The organism is Rhizobium sp. NLR16a (assembly GCF_017948245.1).
In the GTDB taxonomy this organism is placed as follows: Bacteria; Pseudomonadota; Alphaproteobacteria; order Rhizobiales; family Rhizobiaceae; genus Rhizobium.
In genome coordinates, this window is sequence record NZ_CP072865.1 from 2,743,123 (window position 1) to 2,763,203 (window position 20,081).

Annotated in this window: 20 protein-coding genes and 4 pseudogenes; 10 read left to right on the top strand and 14 right to left on the bottom strand. The window is 62.7% G+C overall.

The window, feature by feature from the left end:
- Positions 1 to 336 precede the first annotated feature (336 nt).
- Positions 337 to 2,343 carry a BTAD domain-containing putative transcriptional regulator gene (locus J7U39_RS13385; protein ID WP_210628626.1) on the bottom strand — a complete coding sequence of 669 codons (2,007 nt, stop codon included), beginning with the start codon at positions 2,341 to 2,343 and terminating at the stop codon, positions 337 to 339.
- 175 nt (positions 2,344 to 2,518) lie between these two features.
- Between J7U39_RS13385 and J7U39_RS13390 the strand changes: the two genes are divergently transcribed.
- Positions 2,519 to 2,758: a DUF1127 domain-containing protein gene (locus J7U39_RS13390; protein ID WP_210628627.1), complete on the top strand. Its 240-nt coding sequence runs from the start codon at positions 2,519 to 2,521 to the stop codon at positions 2,756 to 2,758.
- 28 nt (positions 2,759 to 2,786) lie between these two features.
- On the opposite strand, the gene bla is transcribed toward J7U39_RS13390, so the two are convergent.
- From bla to dmeR, 3 genes and pseudogenes are all read right to left on the bottom strand, one after another.
- A complete protein-coding gene (gene bla, locus J7U39_RS13395; RefSeq protein WP_210628628.1) occupies positions 2,787 to 3,692 on the bottom strand; it encodes a class A beta-lactamase in 906 nt (301 codons plus the stop codon).
- Between the two features lie 150 nt (positions 3,693 to 3,842).
- Positions 3,843 to 3,977, bottom strand: a pseudogene (locus tag J7U39_RS13400) (cation transporter); the annotation flags it as partial.
- A pseudogene (gene dmeR, locus J7U39_RS13405) lies at positions 3,972 to 4,157 on the bottom strand (Ni(II)/Co(II)-sensing transcriptional repressor DmeR); the annotation flags it as partial. The pseudogenes J7U39_RS13400 and dmeR, both read right to left, overlap by 6 nt.
- 277 nt (positions 4,158 to 4,434) lie before the next feature.
- Between dmeR and J7U39_RS13410 the strand changes: the two are divergent.
- Together J7U39_RS13410 and J7U39_RS13415 are read left to right on the top strand one after the other, a co-directional pair.
- Complete coding sequence (locus tag J7U39_RS13410; RefSeq protein WP_210628629.1) at positions 4,435 to 4,929, top strand: GNAT family N-acetyltransferase; 495 nt, start codon at positions 4,435 to 4,437, stop codon at positions 4,927 to 4,929.
- Positions 4,930 to 4,971: 42 nt separating this feature from the next.
- Positions 4,972 to 5,601 (top strand): glutathione S-transferase, encoded by a 630-nt coding sequence (locus tag J7U39_RS13415; RefSeq protein WP_210628630.1) that lies wholly within the window; start codon positions 4,972 to 4,974, stop codon positions 5,599 to 5,601.
- Between the two features lie 34 nt (positions 5,602 to 5,635).
- On the opposite strand, the gene J7U39_RS13420 is transcribed toward J7U39_RS13415, so the two are convergent.
- The 3 genes from J7U39_RS13420 to J7U39_RS13430 form a co-directional block, all read right to left on the bottom strand.
- Entirely contained in the window at positions 5,636 to 6,550 is a 915-nt protein-coding gene (locus J7U39_RS13420; RefSeq protein WP_210628631.1) for a cytochrome c, read from the bottom strand.
- Between the two features lie 134 nt (positions 6,551 to 6,684).
- Complete coding sequence (locus J7U39_RS13425) at positions 6,685 to 7,125, bottom strand: cytochrome c (protein WP_210628632.1); 441 nt, start codon at positions 7,123 to 7,125, stop codon at positions 6,685 to 6,687.
- Between the two features lie 141 nt (positions 7,126 to 7,266).
- Positions 7,267 to 7,902 carry a LysE family translocator gene (locus J7U39_RS13430; RefSeq protein WP_210628633.1) on the bottom strand — a complete coding sequence of 212 codons (636 nt, stop codon included), beginning with the start codon at positions 7,900 to 7,902 and terminating at the stop codon, positions 7,267 to 7,269.
- A 129-nt stretch (positions 7,903 to 8,031) separates the two neighbouring features.
- On the opposite strand from J7U39_RS13430, the gene J7U39_RS13435 reads away from it, so the two are divergent.
- The gene (locus tag J7U39_RS13435; protein ID WP_210628634.1) at positions 8,032 to 8,724 is read left to right on the top strand and encodes a YafY family protein; all 693 of its coding nucleotides are present in this window, start codon (positions 8,032 to 8,034) and stop codon (positions 8,722 to 8,724) included.
- A gap of 204 nt (positions 8,725 to 8,928) precedes the next feature.
- On the opposite strand, the gene J7U39_RS13440 is transcribed toward J7U39_RS13435, so the two are convergent.
- Positions 8,929 to 9,774: a metallophosphoesterase gene (locus J7U39_RS13440; RefSeq protein WP_210628635.1), complete on the bottom strand. Its 846-nt coding sequence runs from the start codon at positions 9,772 to 9,774 to the stop codon at positions 8,929 to 8,931.
- Positions 9,775 to 9,898: 124 nt separating this feature from the next.
- A complete protein-coding gene (locus J7U39_RS13445) occupies positions 9,899 to 10,501 on the bottom strand; it encodes a superoxide dismutase (RefSeq protein WP_012483135.1) in 603 nt (200 codons plus the stop codon).
- Between the two features lie 212 nt (positions 10,502 to 10,713).
- Here J7U39_RS13445 and J7U39_RS13450 point away from each other — a divergent pair.
- The 3 genes and pseudogenes from J7U39_RS13450 to J7U39_RS13460 form a co-directional block, all read left to right on the top strand.
- Positions 10,714 to 11,037, top strand: a pseudogene (locus J7U39_RS13450) (hypothetical protein); the annotation flags it as partial.
- A gap of 195 nt (positions 11,038 to 11,232) precedes the next feature.
- Positions 11,233 to 11,886 carry a class I SAM-dependent methyltransferase gene (locus J7U39_RS13455; protein WP_210628636.1) on the top strand — a complete coding sequence of 218 codons (654 nt, stop codon included), beginning with the start codon at positions 11,233 to 11,235 and terminating at the stop codon, positions 11,884 to 11,886.
- 59 nt (positions 11,887 to 11,945) lie between these two features.
- The gene (locus J7U39_RS13460) at positions 11,946 to 12,677 is read left to right on the top strand and encodes a sulfite exporter TauE/SafE family protein (protein ID WP_210628637.1); all 732 of its coding nucleotides are present in this window, start codon (positions 11,946 to 11,948) and stop codon (positions 12,675 to 12,677) included.
- A 15-nt stretch (positions 12,678 to 12,692) separates the two neighbouring features.
- Here the strand turns inward: J7U39_RS13460 and J7U39_RS13465 are convergent, their stop codons facing one another.
- The gene (locus J7U39_RS13465) at positions 12,693 to 13,034 is read right to left on the bottom strand and encodes a nuclear transport factor 2 family protein (RefSeq protein WP_210628638.1); all 342 of its coding nucleotides are present in this window, start codon (positions 13,032 to 13,034) and stop codon (positions 12,693 to 12,695) included.
- Positions 13,035 to 13,150: 116 nt separating this feature from the next.
- Here J7U39_RS13465 and J7U39_RS13470 point away from each other — a divergent pair, with 116 nt between their 5' ends.
- Complete coding sequence (locus J7U39_RS13470) at positions 13,151 to 14,416, top strand: MFS transporter (protein ID WP_210628639.1); 1,266 nt, start codon at positions 13,151 to 13,153, stop codon at positions 14,414 to 14,416.
- Here the strand turns inward: J7U39_RS13470 and J7U39_RS13475 are convergent.
- Entirely contained in the window at positions 14,378 to 14,995 is a 618-nt protein-coding gene (locus tag J7U39_RS13475) for a TetR/AcrR family transcriptional regulator (protein ID WP_210628640.1), read from the bottom strand. The two genes, J7U39_RS13470 and J7U39_RS13475, sit on opposite strands and share 39 nt — an antisense overlap.
- Before the next feature lie 115 nt (positions 14,996 to 15,110).
- Here J7U39_RS13475 and J7U39_RS13480 point away from each other — a divergent pair, with 115 nt between their 5' ends.
- Complete coding sequence (locus J7U39_RS13480; RefSeq protein WP_210628641.1) at positions 15,111 to 15,782, top strand: glutathione S-transferase N-terminal domain-containing protein; 672 nt, start codon at positions 15,111 to 15,113, stop codon at positions 15,780 to 15,782.
- A gap of 8 nt (positions 15,783 to 15,790) precedes the next feature.
- On the opposite strand, the pseudogene nadE reads toward J7U39_RS13480, so the two are convergent.
- Both nadE and J7U39_RS13490 read right to left on the bottom strand, forming a co-directional pair.
- A pseudogene (gene nadE, locus J7U39_RS13485) lies at positions 15,791 to 16,622 on the bottom strand (ammonia-dependent NAD(+) synthetase).
- A gap of 232 nt (positions 16,623 to 16,854) precedes the next feature.
- Positions 16,855 to 17,742, bottom strand: a complete 888-nt coding sequence (locus J7U39_RS13490) for a branched-chain amino acid aminotransferase (RefSeq protein WP_210628642.1) — start codon at positions 17,740 to 17,742, stop codon at positions 16,855 to 16,857.
- Positions 17,743 to 17,992: 250 nt separating this feature from the next.
- On the opposite strand from J7U39_RS13490, the gene J7U39_RS13495 reads away from it, so the two are divergent.
- Positions 17,993 to 19,036: a zinc-dependent alcohol dehydrogenase family protein gene (locus J7U39_RS13495; RefSeq protein WP_210628643.1), complete on the top strand. Its 1,044-nt coding sequence runs from the start codon at positions 17,993 to 17,995 to the stop codon at positions 19,034 to 19,036.
- 80 nt (positions 19,037 to 19,116) lie between these two features.
- Here the strand turns inward: J7U39_RS13495 and J7U39_RS13500 are convergent, their stop codons facing one another.
- On the bottom strand, positions 19,117 to 20,049 hold the full coding sequence (locus tag J7U39_RS13500; protein WP_210631669.1) for an AraC family transcriptional regulator: 933 nt from the start codon (positions 20,047 to 20,049) through the stop codon (positions 19,117 to 19,119).
- Between the last annotated feature and the right edge of the window lie 32 nt (positions 20,050 to 20,081).

Consider the following 20,081-nt stretch of genomic DNA (forward strand, 5'->3'; position numbering starts at 1 on the left):
AGGGCCTTGAGCCGCATTCAAACGCGATTGAGCGGTATAAGGAAAACACTGACCTGGGAGAAAACCCCTCCCCAACGCCTCCCCACAAGGGGGAGAGACTACTCTGCTGCACCGTCGAAATTCATCCCCGAGGGCTCAGCATGTGGCGGCATATTTTAGTGGCAGAATCCCGCTGCGGGTGAGCCCCTCCCCCTTGTGGGGAGGGGTTGGGGAGGAGTTTTCCGGGCGCATCGGAGATCTGTCGATCCTACCGTTCGCATGTTCCTCCCTCAAACCATCTCGACAATCATGCGGCCGACTTCGGCAAAGATCGGATTGAACTCCTTCGCCGCATGCCTACTCCGGCAATCCGGCCATACGAAGGGCTTCGATATAGCGGTTGCGGTCATCCGGCCGCCGGAACGGTGGCAGAATGTCGGCGAGATTCGAAAGCCGAAGCGCCGGATCCAGCAGGTGCAGTCGCGCAATCGTTTCCCCTGCTTCCGCGCTCCGCCCGGCCATGGCGTGGGCCGCCGCCATCACACGCATCGCGCTCGGGTAGTTCGGCTGGTGGCGCAGGGATTTTGCCGCCCAGGCGGCGGAATCGTCGTAGTGACCGGCGCAGAAGTGAGCCAGCCCAGTGTTGAACTGCCAGGCAAACAGGCGCGGATCCAAGGGGCTCAGGCGCATGGCCAGAGCGGCGTGTTCGATGGCCTTGTCCGGCTCGCCCAGGCAGGCTCGCACCCAGCTGCTGACGCCCAGGGCAATGGCGAGGTTCGGGTTGAGGAAGAGGGCCCGATCGATACAAGCAGCGCTTTCATCGAGATCGCCGCCGACATAACCGAGCACATATCCCCCGTAGGAGAGCGCGACTGCATCGTCCCAGCCGAGTCCGACGGCTCTTCTCGCCAATCGGGTCGCTTCTTCAATCTCGGTGCCGGGATCAACCATCCAGCCGTTGCTCTTCCGGGTCGCATAGCAGCGCGCCGCCCGGGCATGGGCGATGGCAAAATCCGGATCGCGCTCGATCGCCTTCGTGAACAGCCGCAGGGCCTCGTCGACGACCGATCTGTTGGTCACCGTCCGATCGAAGGCCGCCAGCCCGCGGAGATAATAGTCATAGGCGTCAAGGCTCTCGGTCGGCTTGCGTTTGGCGCGCTCGATCTCCGCCTCTTCCACTTTCGGCGTTATTGCGCCAACAATGCTCGATGCAATCTGATCCTGCAGATCGAACAGGTTCGCCAGCGTCCCGTCGAAACGGTCTGCCCAGAGATACGCGCCGGTCGAGGTGTCGATGAGTTGTCCGGCGATACGAAGCCGGTCGCCCGCGCGGCGCACGCTCCCCTCGACCACATAGTCCACGTCCAGCTCGCGCCCGACCCGCTTTATGTCGACGGCCTGTCCCTTGTAGGTGAAGCTCGAATTGCGGGCGATGACATAGAGGTGGCGGAACTGCGCGAGAGCGATCGTGATATCCTCCACGATGCCGTCGGCAAAATAGTCCTGTTCCGCATCGCCGCTCAAATTTTGGAAGGACAGCACCGCAACCGATGGACGGTCATGATGCTTGGCCGGGGCTGAGAAGACTTGCAGCTGCGGCTCGACTGCGGCCGCAGCCCGCCGATCACCGGGTCGCTGCCGCGGTTGCAGCGTGGCGGCCAGAGACGAGGTCTCCGCTTCGGGTTCGACGTCCAGATGCTTCTTCAGGAGAGCCCGGCAGGTCTCGAACTGGCGCAAGGCCATGTTCTCGTGGCCGCGGAGAGCGTGGATCCGCATCAGCGCCCTGTGGGCAGCCTCCGCCGTCGGGTCGGAGGCGAGTAGTCTCGCGGCAAGCGCTTCGCAGGGCAATTCTTCCGCGGAACCTGGTTCGAAGAGGGCAAGGCTCAAACGTTCCACGAGCTGCAGCGCCTTGCGCTGATATGTGCTCCGGTAAGGTGCGAACCACTCACCCAACTCATCCGGAATGGACTCGCCCTCAAGCAGGTCGCCGCGGTAGAGATCCGCCGCGGAGGCCAGATCTGCGCTCGAGCCCGTCCCCAGCTTCCGGTCGAAGAGTGAAATGTCGACTTCATCGGGAGCGACAATCAGCGCCACCGTCTCCTGATCCCCCTCGATATAGGTGGTGGCGTCACTGCTTGCCGGGAACGACCGCCTGATATCGACCAGCGCCTGCCGCAAGCTGTTGCGGGCCTGCTCATCGCTTCGCCCCGGCCAGAAGGCTTCCGAAAGCACCTCCCTGCGACAGCCGCGGCGGCCTGCCAGGGCGAGAGCCGCAAACAGCAGCGACGTCTTGCGCGTGGCGAAGCGGACTTGCCGGCCCTCTCCGGAGATAACCTCGAGACCGCCTAGCATCCTGATGCGCACAGAAAGCCTCCAGCTTTGGACCGCCGTTGGCAGAATAGCATTTGGGAAAGACGGATTTAACACCGATTTAGCGGCGGCTTGTCGAAGTTTTCTTCCCCGTTCACGCTCAGCCGAACAGGGTGAAAACGCCCGCATGGGAGATTTCCACCTGCACATCACAGGTGGGAGATCGGAAATGGCTCATACGGAAACACAGACCTTCGTCAGCGCGCCGACAAGGCAGATGGCTGGTCCCATGAACATCCTAACGACTTTGTTTGCTGCCCTGAGAACATGGCAGCGGGCTATCGCGAGTCGGAAACAATTGGCAGAGCTGACACCTTATCAGCTGAGAGACATCGCTCACCCCGAGGCCAATCGGCCGGTGCTCGACATCAAAGCGGGTCTTATCACGAACTTGATGTCGATGCGGTAATCAATTGCTTCTGAAGCGACTCCCTGCTTCACACCATCTCGGTTACCATCTTGCCGACTTCGGCAAAGATCAGGTTGAGCTCCTTGGCCGGCACGGTCGCCTCGGCGATATAGACGGCTGCGACGATCGGGCCGCGGTCGGGCGGCCAGATGACGGCGATGTCGCCGAGGGAGCCGTTTTGGCCGGTGCCGGTCTTGTCGCCGACCTTCCAATCGGCAGGCAGGCCGGCCCGCAGCCGCTCCTTGCCCGTGGTGCTTGCCACCAGCCAGGCGATCAGCTTGTCGCAAGAGGCCCCAGTCAGCACCGAACCGAGCGTCAGATTGCCGAGCGTATCGAGCATCGCGTCGGGTGCCGTCGTGTCGCGCGGATCGCCCTTGCGACCCTCGTTCAGTGTCGGTTCGGTGCGGTCGAGACGGGTCGTGCCGTCGCCGATCGAGCGCAGCCAGTCGGTCAGCGCCGGCGGACCGCCGAAACTTTCGAGCAGCAGGTTGCCGGCGGTGTTGTCGCTAACGGTCACCGCCGCCTCGCAGAGTTCGGCGAGGGTCATGCCGTCGGCACCGGCGTGTTTTTCGCTGACCGGCGAATAGTCGACGAGCTTGTCGCTACCGTAGGTCACCCGCCGCTCGAGGCTCTCCTGCCCCTTGTCGGCGCGGGCAAGGACGAAGCCTGCGGCCAGCGCCTTGAAGGTGCTGCACATCGGAAAGGCCTCGCTGCCGCGATAGCCGAAGGAGATGCTCGTCTGGGTATCGAGCACCGAGACGCCGAGACGGCCGCCGGTGCGCTTTTCGAGCGCGGCAAGGCGATGCTCGATATTGTCGTCGCCCTCCCCGGCAGTTTCCTGCGCATTGGCGGCACGCGCCAGCGTGGACAGGCTCAAAGCAGGCAGGCAGAGTACCGAGCCGATCAGCGTGCGGCGAGTAAGGCTGATATCCATGAATTCCTCCGACGATTCGGAGAATAGAGCTAAGGACCGATTGCGGCGGCATCTCGTCCCCGCTGCAACTTGTTGTCAGCTGCTGCAACTTGTTGTCAGCTGCTGCAACCTTGTTGAGCAGCGGCGATTTCGTCCTCCGCCCGCAGCCGATCAGGCGGCGCGCGTGACCTCGACCGTCACATGCGACAATTCTTCAAGCGCCGAAAGCCTGCCCTTGTAGAACGCCGGCTCGTGCGGCTGCGGGGTGACGATGGCGACGATTGCCGCGTGATGGCCGGGGCGCAGGTGATCGTCCAAAACCTCGCTGGTCAGCCCGGTCAGCGCGCCCCGAATGGAGGCGAGCAGTTGCAGGATTTCGCCGCAGGGGCGTTCAGCCTCGAGCGCCCGCTCGACGGCTTCCAGCCGCCCCTTCAGGCGGCTGACGCGGGCAACGAGCTTCTTCTTCTGCAGAGTGGGGTGGGACATCGCAGACCTTCGTTTAGTATAGGGGGTATCCTATTGGCGTTCTCGGCTGGATTCGAGGGTCTGACATGTTTCAGCGTCATGCGCTCACGCCATTGACAAATGCCGCGTTTGCGGCGATGGATGCTGCATGATCAAGAACGTGCACCAGAGCCGCTCGTATTTTTGGCTGTACCTGTAAAGGGCGGCCGGACAGATCATATTGTCAACAAGCCGCCGTCAGGCGGCTTTGTTGTATCGGCAGCGTCCTGACGGCAGATTATCAAAGGACGCGAAGACCATGACCGAAATCGAAGACAGCGAAATTTCACTGATGCGGCCATCGGTGGTGACGATCCGCACCGCCAAACCGCGCGATCTGCCCGAGCTCAACGACATGATCGCCCTGCTTGCCGCCCATCACGGCGATGCGGCCGCCACGACGCCGGAGCAATTGGAGCGCGACCTGTTCGGCCCGCTGCCCTGGATTACCGCGCTTGTCGCCGAAACCGGCGAAGGGCTGATCGGCTACGCGATTCTGGTGCCGCTCTACAGGGCGCAGGAAGGCAAGCGCGGCATGGACCTGCACCATCTCTTCGTGCGCGACGGCCATCGCGGCCATGGCACCGGCCAGTTGCTCGTCGACCGGGCCCGCGAGACGGCGCGCAATGCCGGCTGCGGCTACCTTTCCGTCAGCGCCGCGACCGGCAATGTGCTCGCCCACCGCTTCTACGAACAGATGGATTTCACGCCGAGGCCGGTGACCGGCATGCGTTACATGCAGTCGATCGCTTAACCGCGTCGCGGGTCTAAGTCTTTGTTGTCATGAGGAGATTGCATGCCTGACTTCAAACTCCATTGCTTCGCTCTCTCGGGGAACGCCTACAAGGTCGCCCTCTTCTTCGCCCTTGCCGGCATCGAGTGGGAGAGCATTTTCGTCGATTATCTCGGCGGTGAAACGCGAACCGAACAATGGCGAGAAACCATCAACGAACAGGGCGAGGCGCCCGTCCTCGAACATGGGCAAACGAAGATCAGCCAATCGGGGGTCATCCTCGACTACTTGTCAGAGGTGACGGGGCAGTTTGGGGCGCAGACAGCCGAAGAACGGCGCGAGATCATGCGCTGGATCCTTTTCGACAACCATAAATTCACGAGCTATTACGCGACCCTGAGGTTCATTTACGGCCTTCAGAAGAGCGGCGAGACACCGGTCGTCGAGTTTTTGAGGCTGCGGGCCAAGGCTGCCTATGCAATTGTCGACGGCCACCTTGCCCACCGGGCCTTTATGGTCGGGAGCCGCCTGACAATCGCAGACCTCTCCTTGGCAGGCTACGTCTTCATGCCAGAGGAAACCGGGATTGATCACAGCGCCTATCCGGCTATCGCGGCCTGGAAAGACCGGATCAGCAGCATGCCCGGCTGGCGCCATCCCTATGATCTGATGCCGGGTCCCACCTCCCTTTAAGGGGGCGCATGAAGGCAGGGCCTAGCCATGTTGTCTAACGCCCCGGCACGGCCTTCAAATAGGCGGCGATCGCCTCGCGGTCGGCAGCCGGCAGGCGGGCGATGTTCTGCTGCACATCGACCATCGAACCGCCGACGGAATCGAAATCGGGCGTGAAGCCGGTTTCGAGGTAGTTGGCGATATCGGCCTCGCTCCAGCCGCCGATGCTCTTGGAGGCCGGGGTGATATCGGGTATGCGCCCCTTCCCCTCGGGGTTAGGAGCGCCGGCGAGCCACAAATCGGCCTGGAAGCCGCCGAGCCCATTGCGCGGCGTGTGGCACTCGCCGCAATGGCCGGGGCCTTCGACGAGATACTGCCCGCGCTTGATCTTGTCGTCGTTCTTGGCGAGCGCGACGCGCGGCTGATCGTTGAAATAGAGGAATTTCCAGCCGCCGAGCGCAAGGCGGATGTTGTAAGGAAAGGGCAGTTCATGCGGGGGCGCGACGTTGGCGCTCTTCGGCAGGGTCTTCAGGAAGGCGAAGAGATCGTTGACGTCCTTGTCGCTCATGCGGGAATAGGAGCCATAGGGAAAAGACGGGTAAAGATGCTGGCCATCCGGGCCGACGCCGCGCTTCATCGCATTGCCGAATTCGGCCAGCGTCCAGGCGCCGATGCCGGCCTTTTCATCCGGCGAAATGTTCGGCACGTGGAAGGTGCCGAACGGGCTCTTCAGCGCCAGGCCGCCCGACAGCGTCAGCCTGGCATCGCCTTCGGAACCGGGTGCTGAATGACAGCTGACGCAGCCGCCCGCCCGGAAGACCATCTCACCGTTTGCCGGATCCGGCGCGCCGAGACCGGCCCAATGGCTCTCCGGCAGCGGATCGGGCGCGGTGACGAGATAGAAGGCGCCGCCGCCGAGAACGACGACGCCGATCAGACAGAGCAGAAACCGGATGAACCTGCGGATCATGCTCCGCCTCCCTTTTTCCGAGATTTTCCTGTGCGGAACGATTCGGCACCAGCCCACACGCGGAGAACAAGGTGATCCGCGCCAGCGGCCAGGCCGGCGCGGATCGCGCATCAAGTTCCAGATCGAACGGTCTATCAATTCTTGATACGATAGGCCTTGTGACAGCCGCCGCAATTGGCGCCGAGGGTGTTTATGGTCGCGCCGACAGCGGCGGCATCGGCCGGAAGCTGAGCCAGCGCGGTCTCGGCGTCAGTCGAGAGCTTTGCGGCACGCGCCTTGAAGTCGTCCATGTTTTCCCAGACCTTCGGGCTGACCTCGGGATCGTTCATATCGCTGCCCGGATTGAACTGATCGGGGAAAACCTTGGCGGTGGCGGCGATCGTCGTCAGCGCCGCCTTTACCGTCTCGGCATCATAGGGCTTCTCGCCCTTGGCGATGGCGGCCATGGCGCCCGCCGAACCGCCGATCTTCTTCATCAGCGCAATGCGCGAATCATGGGTGCCATCGGCGGCGGTCACCGACCCGAAGGCGATGCCGGCCATCGCTGCGGCGGCAGCTACTGCTTTCCAATTCATATTTCCTCTCCGTTTTCTCAGCATTGTTGCTGGGGCCAAGGCGGCCGATGGCCAATCTGCACCGGGAGCATGACAAAATCCATGCGTCCAGGCAGTCACGTTTTGCCGGAGGGTCATAAAAACAATGTGATAACCGGCGTCTCAGGTGGTTTTCCAACCTTGCCAGAGGCTGAAAGCGGAGACCGCAACCAGGAGCAGTCCGGCGCAACGGCCGACAAAGGCCGTGGCGTCGGGATTTGCCACCAGCAGGTCGCGGCTGCGGCCTGCCGTCATCGCCAGCGTTCCGTAAACGGCGAACTGCGTGACGATAGTCATGGCGCCCATGATCACACCCTGCATCCAGACCGGGCCATATTCCGGTCTCAGGAACTGCGGGTAGACCGCGAACATGAAAATATAGGCCTTGGGATTGACGAGACAGGTGACGGCGCCCTGGCAGAAGGCGCGCCAGCCAGAGCGCGCCGTCGCCGGCCCGACCACCTCGACGGTGATCGAACTGCGCATCAGCGAAACGCCAATCCAGATCATATAACCGACGCCGGCAAAGAGCAGCAGGTTGAAGAGCTGCGGCAGCATGGTGACGAGCACGCCGACGCCGGCCGCGCCATAGGCCGAATGCACGGCGCCGCCCGCCATGATACCGCCCGTTGCCGCGAGCCCCCGCCTGATACCGCCGGTCAGCGAATTGGCAAGCACGAAGAGCATGTCCATGCCCGGCACGATGATGATGCCGAAGAGAAGGGTGAAGAATAGCCAGAGGTTTTCATGGTAATTCATGTCAGTTGCCACCCTCAGTTCCGCGGGCCACTTTCAAAAGGCCCCGATTGATTTCAATCCGATAGGCGGGTCTATACGCAAACCCAACTGACAGTGTATTGTCAGGAGCGTGAGGATGGAGAGACAAGAATGCGCAAGGCCTCGCGGCTTTTCGAGATCATCCAGATCCTGAGGCTCGCCAGAAAACCGATGACGGCGGCTGTCATGGCCGAGACGCTCGAAGTGACCGTGCGCTCGATCTATCGCGACATCGCCGCCCTTCAGGCAATGCGGGTGCCGATCGAAGGCGGGCGCGGCATCGGATACATCATGCGGCCGGGCTTCGACCTGCCGCCCCTGATGTTCTCGATCGAGGAGATGGAGGCGATCGTTCTGTCGCTGGCGCTGCTCGAACGTACGGGCGACGAGGAGCTGAAGCAGGCCGCCCGCCGGGTCAACCGGAAGATATCAGGCGCCGTGCCGGCGCCGCTGCGCGAGGCGCTGGACAACAAGGCGCTTTATGCCTGGGGCTCGACCGTGCAGCCGGTGGGCTTCGACCTTGCGATCGTGCGCCGGGCGATCCGCGACGAACGCAAGCTGACGCTCGCCTATCGCGACGAGCTCGGCCGCGCCAGCGAGCGGACGGTGCAGCCGATCGCGCTGATCTACTATTCGCAGACCGCCAATATCGTCGCCTGGTGCGAACTGCGCCAGGCAATCCGCAATTTCCGCAGCGACCGGGTGGAGCGTTGCGATGCGAGCGACGATTTCTTCAAGGGCGACGGTGACCGGCTGCGGCAATTGTGGACGAGCGGGTGGGCGGAAAAGGCTGTGACGGTGTGAAATCAGCTACTTGGCCAATCATCGACGCGTCGGTTGACGTTGAGCGCTGCCCCTCACCCTAACCCTCTCCCCGTAAAAACGGGGAGAGGGGACGTGCCCTGCGAGAGGCCTGCGAGGAGTGGCGAGGCCGCGGCATGTTCCCTTCTCCCCGCGTGCGGGAGAAGGTGGCGGCAGCCGGATGAGGGGCACGCGGCGATCTCTGGCCTAATAAGCCAGCGTGCGGTTCTCCTCGCGGCCGAAGCCGCGGATATCGATGCGGTCAGGGTGGAGTTCGACAATCGCGAAGGCGTTTTCACTTTCGGTGTCGACTACGCCCTTGAAATTGACGAAGTGGCAGGCGCCGGCCTTGGCGTAATTGCCGACGTGGTCGTGACCGTTGAGATAGGCGACGACATTGGCATGAGAGGCGAGCAGCGCGACGATGCGCTCGCTGTCCCACATGCCGTGCTCACTTGGCGGATGCACGGGATAGTGATTCATGACGATCACCTTCTCGCCGGTCGCAGCTGCCTCTGCGATTTCATCGCCTAGCCAGGCGAACTGCACGTCGCTCAGCGCAGCATTCCACCGATGGGCATTCCTGGCGCCTTTCTCCTCCAGCTCGGCCAGCATTTGCGCGGCAAGGGCGCGGTGCGGATGGCCATCGGGCGGCGCGAAGGTGCTGACCTCATTGCCGTCGAGCACGACGAAGCGCCAGCCGTGGCGGGAAAAACTGTAATAGGGCGACGGCATGCCGAGACGCGCGGCGACTTCGGAGAGATGCCCCGCCGAGACGGAGAAATCGTGATTGCCGAGCAGGAAGAGCGCCTCGTGCCTCAGCTTGCCGTAGACCGGCAGGATGTCGTCGAAGCTCCTGAAGCTGCGGTCAATGATATCGCCGAGCGTCATGACGAAGCTCAATTCCCAGCCGTTAAAGACCTCGATCGCCTGGGCGACCTTGGCGAGGCTGTTGGCGTAATAGCGGTCCATGGCCGCATGCGGAGGGATCGCCGCATATTGCGGATCGGCGATGATGCCGAAGCGGAGCGGGGAAACATCGGAAGAGGACATCGAGCGTGATTAGGATCGGCCGGTGACAGGGATGTGACGGCTCGCGGCACGAAAACACCCGACGTTCGGAGAACGCCGGGTGCGAAATCGAGAGATCGCCGCGGCTGGCGGCGAGACCGGGCGCTTACTTCGTGGCTTCTTCGTAACGTTCCAGGACGTAGTCCCAGTTGATCAGGCTATCGATGAAGGCTTCGAGATATTTCGGGCGGGCGTTGCGATAGTCGATGTAATAGGAGTGTTCCCAGACGTCGACGCCGAGGATCGGCGTGGCGCCATGGACGAGCGGGTTTTCGCCGTTCGGGGTCTTGGAGATTTCGAGCTTGCCGTTCTTGACGGAAACCCAGGCCCAGCCGGAGCCGAACTGGGTGGCGCCGGCATTGGCGAAATCGGCCTTGAACTTGTCATAGCCGCCGAGATCGGAGGCGAAGGCCGCTTCGAGCTTGCCCGGCAGCTTGTTGCCGCCGCCGCCCTTCTTCATCCATTTCCAGAAATGAATGTGATTGTAGTGCTGGGCGGCGTTGTTGAAGAGGCCGGCATTGGTGCCGAAGGACTTCTTCACGACCTCTTCGAGCGAGAGGTCCGAAAGGCCGGCTTCGGCGGCGAGCTTGTTGCCGTTGTCGACATAGGCCTTGTGGTGCTTGTCGTGGTGAAACTCCAGCGTTTCCTTCGACATGAAGGGGGCAAGCGCTTCGTAATCATAGGGAAGTTCAGGCAATTCGAAAGCCATGTCAGATCTCCTCTTGGCAATAGATTGCGTCATCGGCAGGTGAGGCGGAACATAGGAGGGGAAAGGGGGAGAGGCAACCGCCGAAATATCAAAAAACGACCGGACGGAGGAAAATTTGCCTCAGTTTCAGGGCGGGATTCGGGCGTGCAAAATCGCCGGCATGACGCCCCGAAAACCGCTTCACCGGCCACCGACATCAATGGAGATCCGGTATGAACAGGAATATAATCCCGCATCTCGCCATTGCCGCGCTTCCCTCTCTTGTCCCTGCGGCGCATGCCTCTTCGGACGAGGCCTGGAAACAGCTGGCCGCAGACGTGGAAGACAAGTGCAGGAAGGCGGCGGTCGCAATCGAGAAGCCGAAGGCCGTGGTCGATCCCTTCGGCACCTCGCATTACGGGCTGGCCCTGGTGACGGGAAAGTCGAAGGGGGCCAGGGGGCTCATCGTCCAGATCTGCGTCTATGACAAGCAGACGGAATCGGTTGAGATCGGCAGCGAGATCGATGCTGAAGAGCTCGGCTTGGCGCCAGCGAAGCCGGCCACCGCAGCGTCATGTGACTTTGGTCACATTGCGAGCGGAACCCAAACCCACTCTCAGGAGTTGAAGTGCTCAGTTTTTAGAGCCCCGCGCCTCTATGAGAGGCGCCAAGGCGCTCTATGTTTGCGATAAACGCATGATGCTTTCCGAAATCGATTCGATTCTCGGGGTCAGGCGCAGGGAGGTTTATGCATGTCGGAGCTTCGCAACCGGGCGGAAGATCAGCAGAAAATCTATCAGCGCTGGGCACCGGTCTATGACCGCGTCTATCGCGGCATCCTGCGCGACGGCCACCGCAAGCTGGCCGCGCTGGCTGCCGCAGCCGGCACCGATATTCTTGAAGTTGGTGTCGGCACCGGTCTAACGCTCGCCCACTATCCGAGCCGCTGCCGGGTGACAGGCATCGACATTTCCGAACATATGATCGCACGCGCGCGCGAAAAGGTACGGCGCGAAAACCTGCAGCATGTGCAGGCGCTCGAGGTGATGGATGCACATGCGCTGCACTTTGCCGACAAGTCTTTCGACGTGGTCTGCCTGCCCTTCGTCATCACGCTGATTCCCGAGCCCGAACGGGCGCTGGACGAATGCGCCCGGGTGCTGCGGCCGGGCGGCGAGATCATCCTAGCCAGCAAGCTCGGCGACGGCGCCGGCCTTCAGGGCGCGATCGAGGCGGCGGTGGCGCCGCTGGTGCGTCACATCGGCTGGTCGTCCGCCTTCCGCATCCACCGCATCGTCGCCTGGGCCGAACGCCGCGGCGATTTTTCAACGACCGATATTCTGCCGGTCTTTCCGAACGGCTTTTTCAAGATCGTCCGGTTGAAGCAGCGCGGCTTTTCCTCCTGAGAGCAAAAGTTTTCTCCGCATCGGCGATTCTGATGCTACCGTTCGCCTGAGGGGACAGCATGCCATCGGATATCTTCTTTTTCATCGCTGTCGGCTTCTGTGCGCAGATCGTCGACGGCGCGCTCGGTATGGCCTTCGGCGTGCTGTCGACGACGAGCCTCTTGGCCTTCGGGGTGCCGGCGGCCAATGCCAGCGCCATGACGCATGTGACGGAAATGTTTACGACGGCCGCGTCAGGCCTGTCGCATGCCTATCATCGCAATGTCGACTGGCGGCTGGTGGCGCGTCTAGCCCCGGCCGGCATGATCGGCGGCGCGATTGGCGCCACTCTGCTTGCCAATATAGACGGCAAGGTGATCGAACCCTTCGTGTCGGCCTATCTGATCGCGATCGGTCTGCTGATCCTCTACAAGGGCTTCCGACCACCGAGCAAACGCGAGGTGCGCGACTGGGCCGTGCCGCCCGTCGGCTTTTGCGGCGGCCTGCTGGATGCGATCGGCGGCGGCGGATGGGGTCCTGTCGTCACCAGTACGCTGGTCGGGCGCGGTCATGATCTGAAACGGGTAATCGGCTCGACGAATTTTACCGAATTCGCCGTGACGCTGACGATTTCGCTCACCTTCGTCGTGACGCTCGGCTGGTCTGAGCTCAATTCGGCGATCGGCCTCATTATCGGCGGCGTCATCGCCGCCCCCTTCGGCGCCATCTTCGTCAAGCGCCTGCCGGTGCGGGCGCTGATGGTGGCGGTCTCAATGGTCATCATCACGACGTCGGCGTTGCGGATCTTCTAAAGGCGTTTCGGCGTGTCAGAGATTGCGGCCGAAATAGACCTCCACGGAGGCGATCCTATCGCCGCGGAAACGAATGCTTTCCATGTTGGCGAAGCTCGTGCCGTCCAGTTTTTCGGCCCGGTAGCGAACAACAGCCTCGTCGCCGTCGACCGACAGGAACTCGATGTGGATTGCGCGGAAGACCGGCTCCTTGGGCCAGCAGCGCTCGAAATAGGTCGCCCGGTCGATATGGTCGTCACGCGGGCTGGAGAAGGTGAAATCCTCCGTCAGCATGGCGCCGACAAGGTCCTTGCGATCGGCGAGATAGGCGGTGTAGAGATCGCGGACAGTCTGTTGCCTGGATCGCATCTCGTTCATGGCAAAACCTTCCGATTATCCGATTGCATTATGCAATCGGCTATCTTCTACCACTTTTACCCGAGATGATCCAGCTTGCGGCGCAACTGCCCCGCAGGATCGATGCCGAGGCAAGAATGACCGACACGCAACGGGACGCGGCCAGCGCTGGACCAGGCTCGATCTACTGGAGGCGCAACCTTGCCGTCTCGCTGATCGGCTCCTTCACCACGATCGTGGCGATGACGCTGCTGCTTCCCTTCCTGCCGCTTTATGTCGAAGAGCTCGGCGTGACCGATCATGCGGCGATCGTGCAATGGTCGGGCATCGCCTATGGCGCCACCTTCCTGGCGGCCGCTCTCGTCGCGCCGCTCTGGGGGCGGCTCGGCGATATCTATGGCCGCAAGCTGATGCTGGTGCGCGCCAGCCTCGGCATGACGCTGGCGATCTCGCTGATGGGCATGGCCGGCAATGTCTGGCAGCTGGTGGCGCTGCGCCTGTTCGTCGGGCTTGCCGGCGGCTACTCTTCCGGCTCGATGGTGCTGGTGGCGACGCAGACGCCGAAGGACCGCTCGGCGTGGGCGCTCGGCGTCTTGTCTTCCGGCATCATGGCCGGCAATCTCGTCGGGCCGCTGATTGGCGGCGCACTGCCGCAGCTCATCGGCATCCGCGGCACGTTTCTCGCCGCCGGGGCTATCATCTTCCTCGCCTTTCTCGCCACCACCCTGCTGATCAAGGAGGAGAAGTCACCGGCCCGCAGCCTGGCGGCCAAGGCGAGCGGCGGCTGGAGATCCATAAACGACAGGCGCCCCGTCATTGCCATGCTGGCAACCGGCATGCTGCTGATGCTCGCCAATATGTCGATCGAGCCGATCATCACCGTCTATGTCGCTGAGATCGTGCCCGTCGATGCGCAAGTGACGATGATCTCCGGTCTCGTCATGTCGGCCGCCGCCCTCGGCAGCATCGTTTCGGCCTCATGGCTCGGCAGGCTCGCCGACAGGGTCGGCCACTGGCCAGTGATCGCGGGTGCGCTCGTGGTCGCCGGGCTGCTGCTGATCCCGCAGGCTCTCGTCACCAGTCCCTGGCAGCTGATCATCCTGCGCTTCTTGATGGGAGCAGCACTCGGCGGGCTGCTGCCCTGCATCGCCGCCGTCATCCGCCATAGCGTGCCGGACAGTGCGGCCGGCAGCATTCTCGGGCTTTCCATCTCGTCGCAATATGTCGGCCAGGTCGCGGGCCCCATCCTCGGCGGCTTCGTCGGCGGGCATATCGGCATGCGCTCGGTTTTTCTCGGCACCTCGCTGCTGCTTCTGGCCGGTGCTGCCTATGCCTGGCTGGTGCGGCCGAGGGAGGCCACAACATCAGACCTGCGAGCTCCCGCAGATCAGCTCGACGCCTGAGCGGGCGATCGACTCCAGCACCTCACGGCTGTCGCCGGCGCGGGCGCGCACGGCAAGCGAATGCATGACCGCGGAGGCGAGCCTTGCCAGCATCAGCGGATCGGCGCTCTCGGGAAGCTCGCCCCTTTCGACGGCAATGCGCATGCGTTTTTCGATCTCACCATCGAACTCGTTGAGGCTGCGGCCGAGCACCTCGCGCACACGCTCATGTTGGACCGCCTCGACCGAGGCGGTGCCGATCAGCAGGCAGCCGCGGGCGGCGGTTTCGCCGTGCAGATAGATCGCTAACGCCCCGGCGTAGACGCTCGCGAGATTGTCGCGCAGCGGCAGTGACGAGTCGAGCGCCTGCTTCAGCACGTCCATGCCATCCTGCCGATAGGCCTCCAGGGCTTCGAGATAGAGAGCCTCCTTGTCGCCAAAGGCGCCGTAGAGGCTTGGGCGGTTGAGGTTGGTCGCGGCACTCAGATTGTCGAGCGAGGCGGCGGCAAAGCCCCTGTCCCAAAAGACGTCCCTCGCCTTGCCGAGCGCCGCCTTGGCGTCAAAAGCCCTCGGGCGGCCGCGTTTCTTCTCGTCCTTCATATTTTGTACTGCTTCGCATTAAATTGTTGACGACGGTTATTTTATGCGAAACAGTACAAATGTCCAAACATATCGGCCGGCGGCATCTTGCCGCCTCCGCAGAAAGGAAACCGAGATGAAACTCTATATGCACGCCGCAGCCTGCTCGCTTTCGCCGCACATCATCTGCCGGGAGCTGGGGCTCGACATCGAGCTCGTCCAGGTCGATCGGAAGACCCACAGGACAAGCAAAGGCGAAGACTACCTGGTCATCAACGGCAACGGCTATGTGCCGGCGCTGATGCTGGACGATGGAAAGGTACTGACCGAAGGGCCGGCGATCGTGCAGTTTCTGGCGGAAGGCTCGGGCCTGCTGCCGGAAGTCGGCGACATCAAGCGCAACGAGGTGCAATCCTATCTCAATTTCATCACCGCCGAGCTGCACAAGCCGATGGTGCTGCTGTTCAGCCCGATCTATTCCAGCGTGCATGGAGAAATCCGCGCAGTGATCTCGAAGCGGCTCGCCTGGCTGAACGACCGTGTGACCGCACCCTATCTTACCGGCGATGCCTTCACGGTGGCCGACGCCTATCTCTTCGTCTGCCTCAACTGGTCGCCCTGGATCGACATCGATCTGAAACAATGGCCGGCACTGAGCGGCTTCATGGCTCGCGTCGCGGCGCGCCCCAAGGTGCGAGAGGCACTGCAGGCCGAAGATCTCCAGGCCTTCGAGGCCGGCGGCGTCTATTTCGCCCCGCAGGCCTATCTCGCCTCGGCCGGACGGGCCGGCGAACCGGTGCGGCCGTAGCGCCGCTCTTAGAGAGCGTTGACGGCGACCGGCAGGGCTCGCTTATGAGCAGTCGCCCGATAGGCGGCAAGGATCCGGCGGCGGGCAATCTCGCCGACCGGCTTGCCTTCAAGAAAATCGTCGATCTCGTTATAGGTGACGCCATAGGCCTCCTCGTCGGGACGCAGCGGCCGCTGGTCCTCGAGATCGGCCGTGGGCACCTTGAAGACCAGCTCATCCGGAGCGCCGAGCCGGTTTGCCAGCAGGCGGACGCGGCGCTTGTTGAGGCCGGCGAGCGGCAGGATATCGGCGGCGCCGTCGCCGAACTTGGTGAAGAAGCCCATGACCGCCTCGGCGGCGTGGTCGGTGCCGATCACCAGGGCGCCGAGCGCGCCGGCCAGGGCGAACTGGGCGATCATCCGCTGGCGGGCCTTGATGTTGCCGAGGATAAAATCCTGCCGGCCGGCATCGGCAAAGGCAAGGCCGCCGTTCTGCGCGGCGGCCAGCATCGCATCCGCCGCTTCCTTGATGTTGACCACCATCGAACGATCGGCGCCGATCGTTTCCAGCGCCCGGTTCGCATCGGCCTCGTCGGCCTGAACACCGTAGGGAAGTCGCACGGCAATGAATTCCGCCGCATGGCCACCTTCACGCAACTCGCGCACCGCCTTCTGAGCAATCAGCGCCGCCGTCAGCGAATCGACGCCGCCGCTAATGCCGAGGACGTAGCCGCGCATGCCCGACGCCACGAGATAATCCTAGAGGAAGGCGGTCCGCCGCTCGATCTCGTGCTCCGGATCGATCTCGGCGGCAAGGCCCAGCTCGCGGATGATCTCACCGTTCGTCGGAGAGCACGGTCATGGGTGGTTCCTCTGTGTATGAAAATTTCGGCGCACTATGGCGGAAAGGTGTGGGGAAGCGAAGCGGTTTCGGGCAGGCCCGCTCTGCATCGTCAAGTGAGCGTTAAGGTTTGGGATCGATTTGCGAAGCTGAAATCGTCGCGTGACGACCCTGTTCCTGACGAACTGAAACCTACGTCCGCCGTTGCAATCGATTCGCTGAATCGATTACCTCGGCTACGCCGAACCACTGCTCACTCCTCGCTCTCACTTCTCCCGTGGGCCCAGTCCATGTAGAGTTCCAGCGCCTTGCGGGTGACCGGGCCTTCCTGGAAATTGCGATCGTCGAGGCGGGTGACGCCGGCGACTTTGGAATAATTGCCTGTCGTGAAGATCTCGTCGGCTGCAAGGAAATCTTCGACCGAGAGCGTGGCTTCCACGACGTCGAAGCCGGCCTTGCGCAAGAGGCCGATGACGCGGGCGCGGGTGATGCCGGCGAGAAAGGTGCGGTTGGCGGCGGGCGTCATCACCACGCCGTCGCGCACCAGAAAGACGTTGGAGGAGGCTGTTTCGACGACATTGCCGTTCAGATCGCGCACCAGCGCATTGTCGAAGCCGCGGCTGCGCGCCTCGGTGATCATGCGGCCGCTGTTCGGGTAAAGGGAGCCGGTCTTCGCCTCCGTCATGGCCGTTTCGGGCGAGGGACGGCGATAGGGCGAAACGGTGAGGCTGGTGCCGCCATGGCCGCCCATCGGCGCCTCGAACAGGCAGAGCGCGAAGCGGGTCGATTCGGCATCGACGGAGACAATGCTGCCGGGCGAACCATGTTCGCCCCAATACATCGGCTTGATGTAGATCGCCGTCGCGCCGTCGAATTTGCCAACGCCTTCCCAGGCGAGCGCGGCAATCTCCTCGGCCGATTTCACCGGCTTCAGGCCCATGGCGAGTGCGGAGCGGTTCACGCGCTGGCAGTGAAGATCAAGATCCGGGGCGATGCCGTCGAACCAGCGGGCACCGTCGAACACCGTGGAGCCGAGCCACATCGCATGCGAGGTCGGCCCGATCAGCGGCGGATTGCCGGGAAGCCATTCGCCGTCGACATGAGTCCAGGTGGTGGAACGCGGTGATGTATCGACGGCCATTGCTGATCTCCCTTGCGAATCCGGGAAAGCAAAAACCCCGGCGGCACGCCGGGTCAAGGACAAATCCCGGCCGGAAATACGGAAGCAAGAAAATGCCGGAGCACAGCGTCCGGCCGCAATATTCGTGCGCGACACCTGCGGCGTTGGCGATGGGTGCATCAGCAAAAATGATGGAATCTCTGTTGGAATGGCGGGCTGGCGCATGCGATCATGAGGAGAAATCGCCGGACAGCAGCAAGGGAAGACGCCGATGAAAGCCATGTTCTACGAAGCCTTCGAGCAGGCGCCGGAAATCCGCACGCTGCCCGATCCGACACCTTCCGAGGACGGAGTCGTCATCGCAGTCGGCGCAAGCGGGCTCTGCCGCAGCGACTGGCACGGCTGGATGGGCCACGATCCCGATATCCGCCTGCCGCATGTGCCGGGGCACGAGCTTGCCGGACGCGTCGTCGCCACCGGCCGCGGCGTCATGCGCTTCAAGGCGGGCGACCGGGTGACCGTGCCCTTCGTGTCCGGCTGCGGCCATTGCAGCGAATGCCATTCCGGCAACCAGCAGATCTGCCCGAACCAGTTCCAACCGGGTTTCACCCATTGGGGCTCCTTCGCCGAATATGTGGCGATCGATTATGCCGACACCAATCTGGTGCATCTGCCCGATACGATCGAGGACGCGACAGCGGCAAGCCTCGGCTGCCGCTTCGCCACCTCGTTCCGCGCCGTCGTCGACCAGGCGCGCACCGGACCCGGCGAATGGATCGCCGTGCATGGTTGCGGCGGCGTCGGCCTGTCGGCGATCATGATCGCCACCGCGCTGGGCGCCAATGCGATCGGCATCGACATATCGGAGGAGAAACTCGCCTTCGCCAGAGAGTGCGGCGCGGTGGCGACGGTCAATGCCTCAAGCGTTGCCGACGTGGCCGAGGCGGTGCGCGATATCACCAAAGGCGGCGCGCATGTCTCGATCGACGCGCTCGGCCACCCCGCCACCTGCTTCAACTCGATCAAGAATCTGCGCCGGCGCGGCCGGCATGTGCAGGTGGGGCTGATGCTCGGCGAATACGCGACACCGCGGATTCCGATGGGCCAGGTGATCGGCCACGAACTGGAGATCTACGGCAGCCACGGCATGCAGGCCTGGCGCTACGACGCCATGCTGTCCATGCTGGCGGCGGGGAAGATCGCGCCGCAGAAACTGATCGGACGCCGCGTCAGTCTCGAGGAGGCCGTGCCGGCGCTGATGGCGCTCGATAAGGCGGAGGCGATAGGGATCAGCGTGATTACGCGGTTTTCATAGGGATCGTCCGAGCCAGGGCATAATGAAGTCGCAAGGAGAGAATACATCTTCCCTCCTCTTTAGGTATCATCGACTGATCGCTAGGCTGACTGCACAGGCATATGATCTGTCGCTGTCTGAGGTAACGGAACGGTTCTGCGGTTGGTGGACAGTTTCCGGTATTTCGTCGGTGTTAGGTTATGGTGGCGGAGAAACACCCGGTTGAAATTTGACAGATTGCGATAGCCCACCTCGAAGCAGATGTCCGTTATCGGCATAGAGGTATCGGTCAATAGCTGACCCGCTTTCCAGATACGAAGCTTGTTGACGTGGTCGGTGAAGGTGTGGCCGCTGTTTTTCTTGAAGAATCGCGAGAAAGCGCTGTCGCTCATGCCGACCATGCGAGCCATATCAGGCAACCGGATATCCTCCGACAGATTGGCAAAGACATACGCGAAGACCTGTTGCAGGGCTTCGAGCGAGCCATAGCTCAGGTCCGGCACATAAGCCTCTGAAGACAGCATATCGAACTCGTCGGTGTCCCGCAGCAGCGAGAGCAATGACAGGAAGGTCGAAAGCCGCAGCGAGCCGGTCTGGAACTCCATGTCGAGTATCAGCGCCTCCGCCTGCTCCCGCGCCCGGCCCTTGAAGGAGAGCCCCCGCTGTGCGCGGGCGAGAAAGTCACGCAGCCCCGCCAGTTCCGGCAGGAAGGCCGAAGCCTGCTCCAGCTTGGCCGGCAGAAACTGGATGACGATGTCACGTCCTGGAATGCGCTCACCCGGTCCGAGCGGCGTCACCCAGTCGTGCGGCAGGTTGCTGCCGATGACGGAAATATGGCCCGGCGTGAACGCGCCGACATGATCGCCTGCAAGCAGGACGCCGCTGGCGTTGGGAATGTAGTGGATCTCCACCTCCGGGTGGAAATTCCAGACGTTGCGTTCCCACGGATAGTCGTCGCGGCGCCAGAGGAACGACTCGTCCGCGCCGGTCAAGACATATTCAAATCTCGCGACCGTTGGCGAAACAACTGACATTGCGGACATCCTCCAGTGCTTCCCGCGATGCT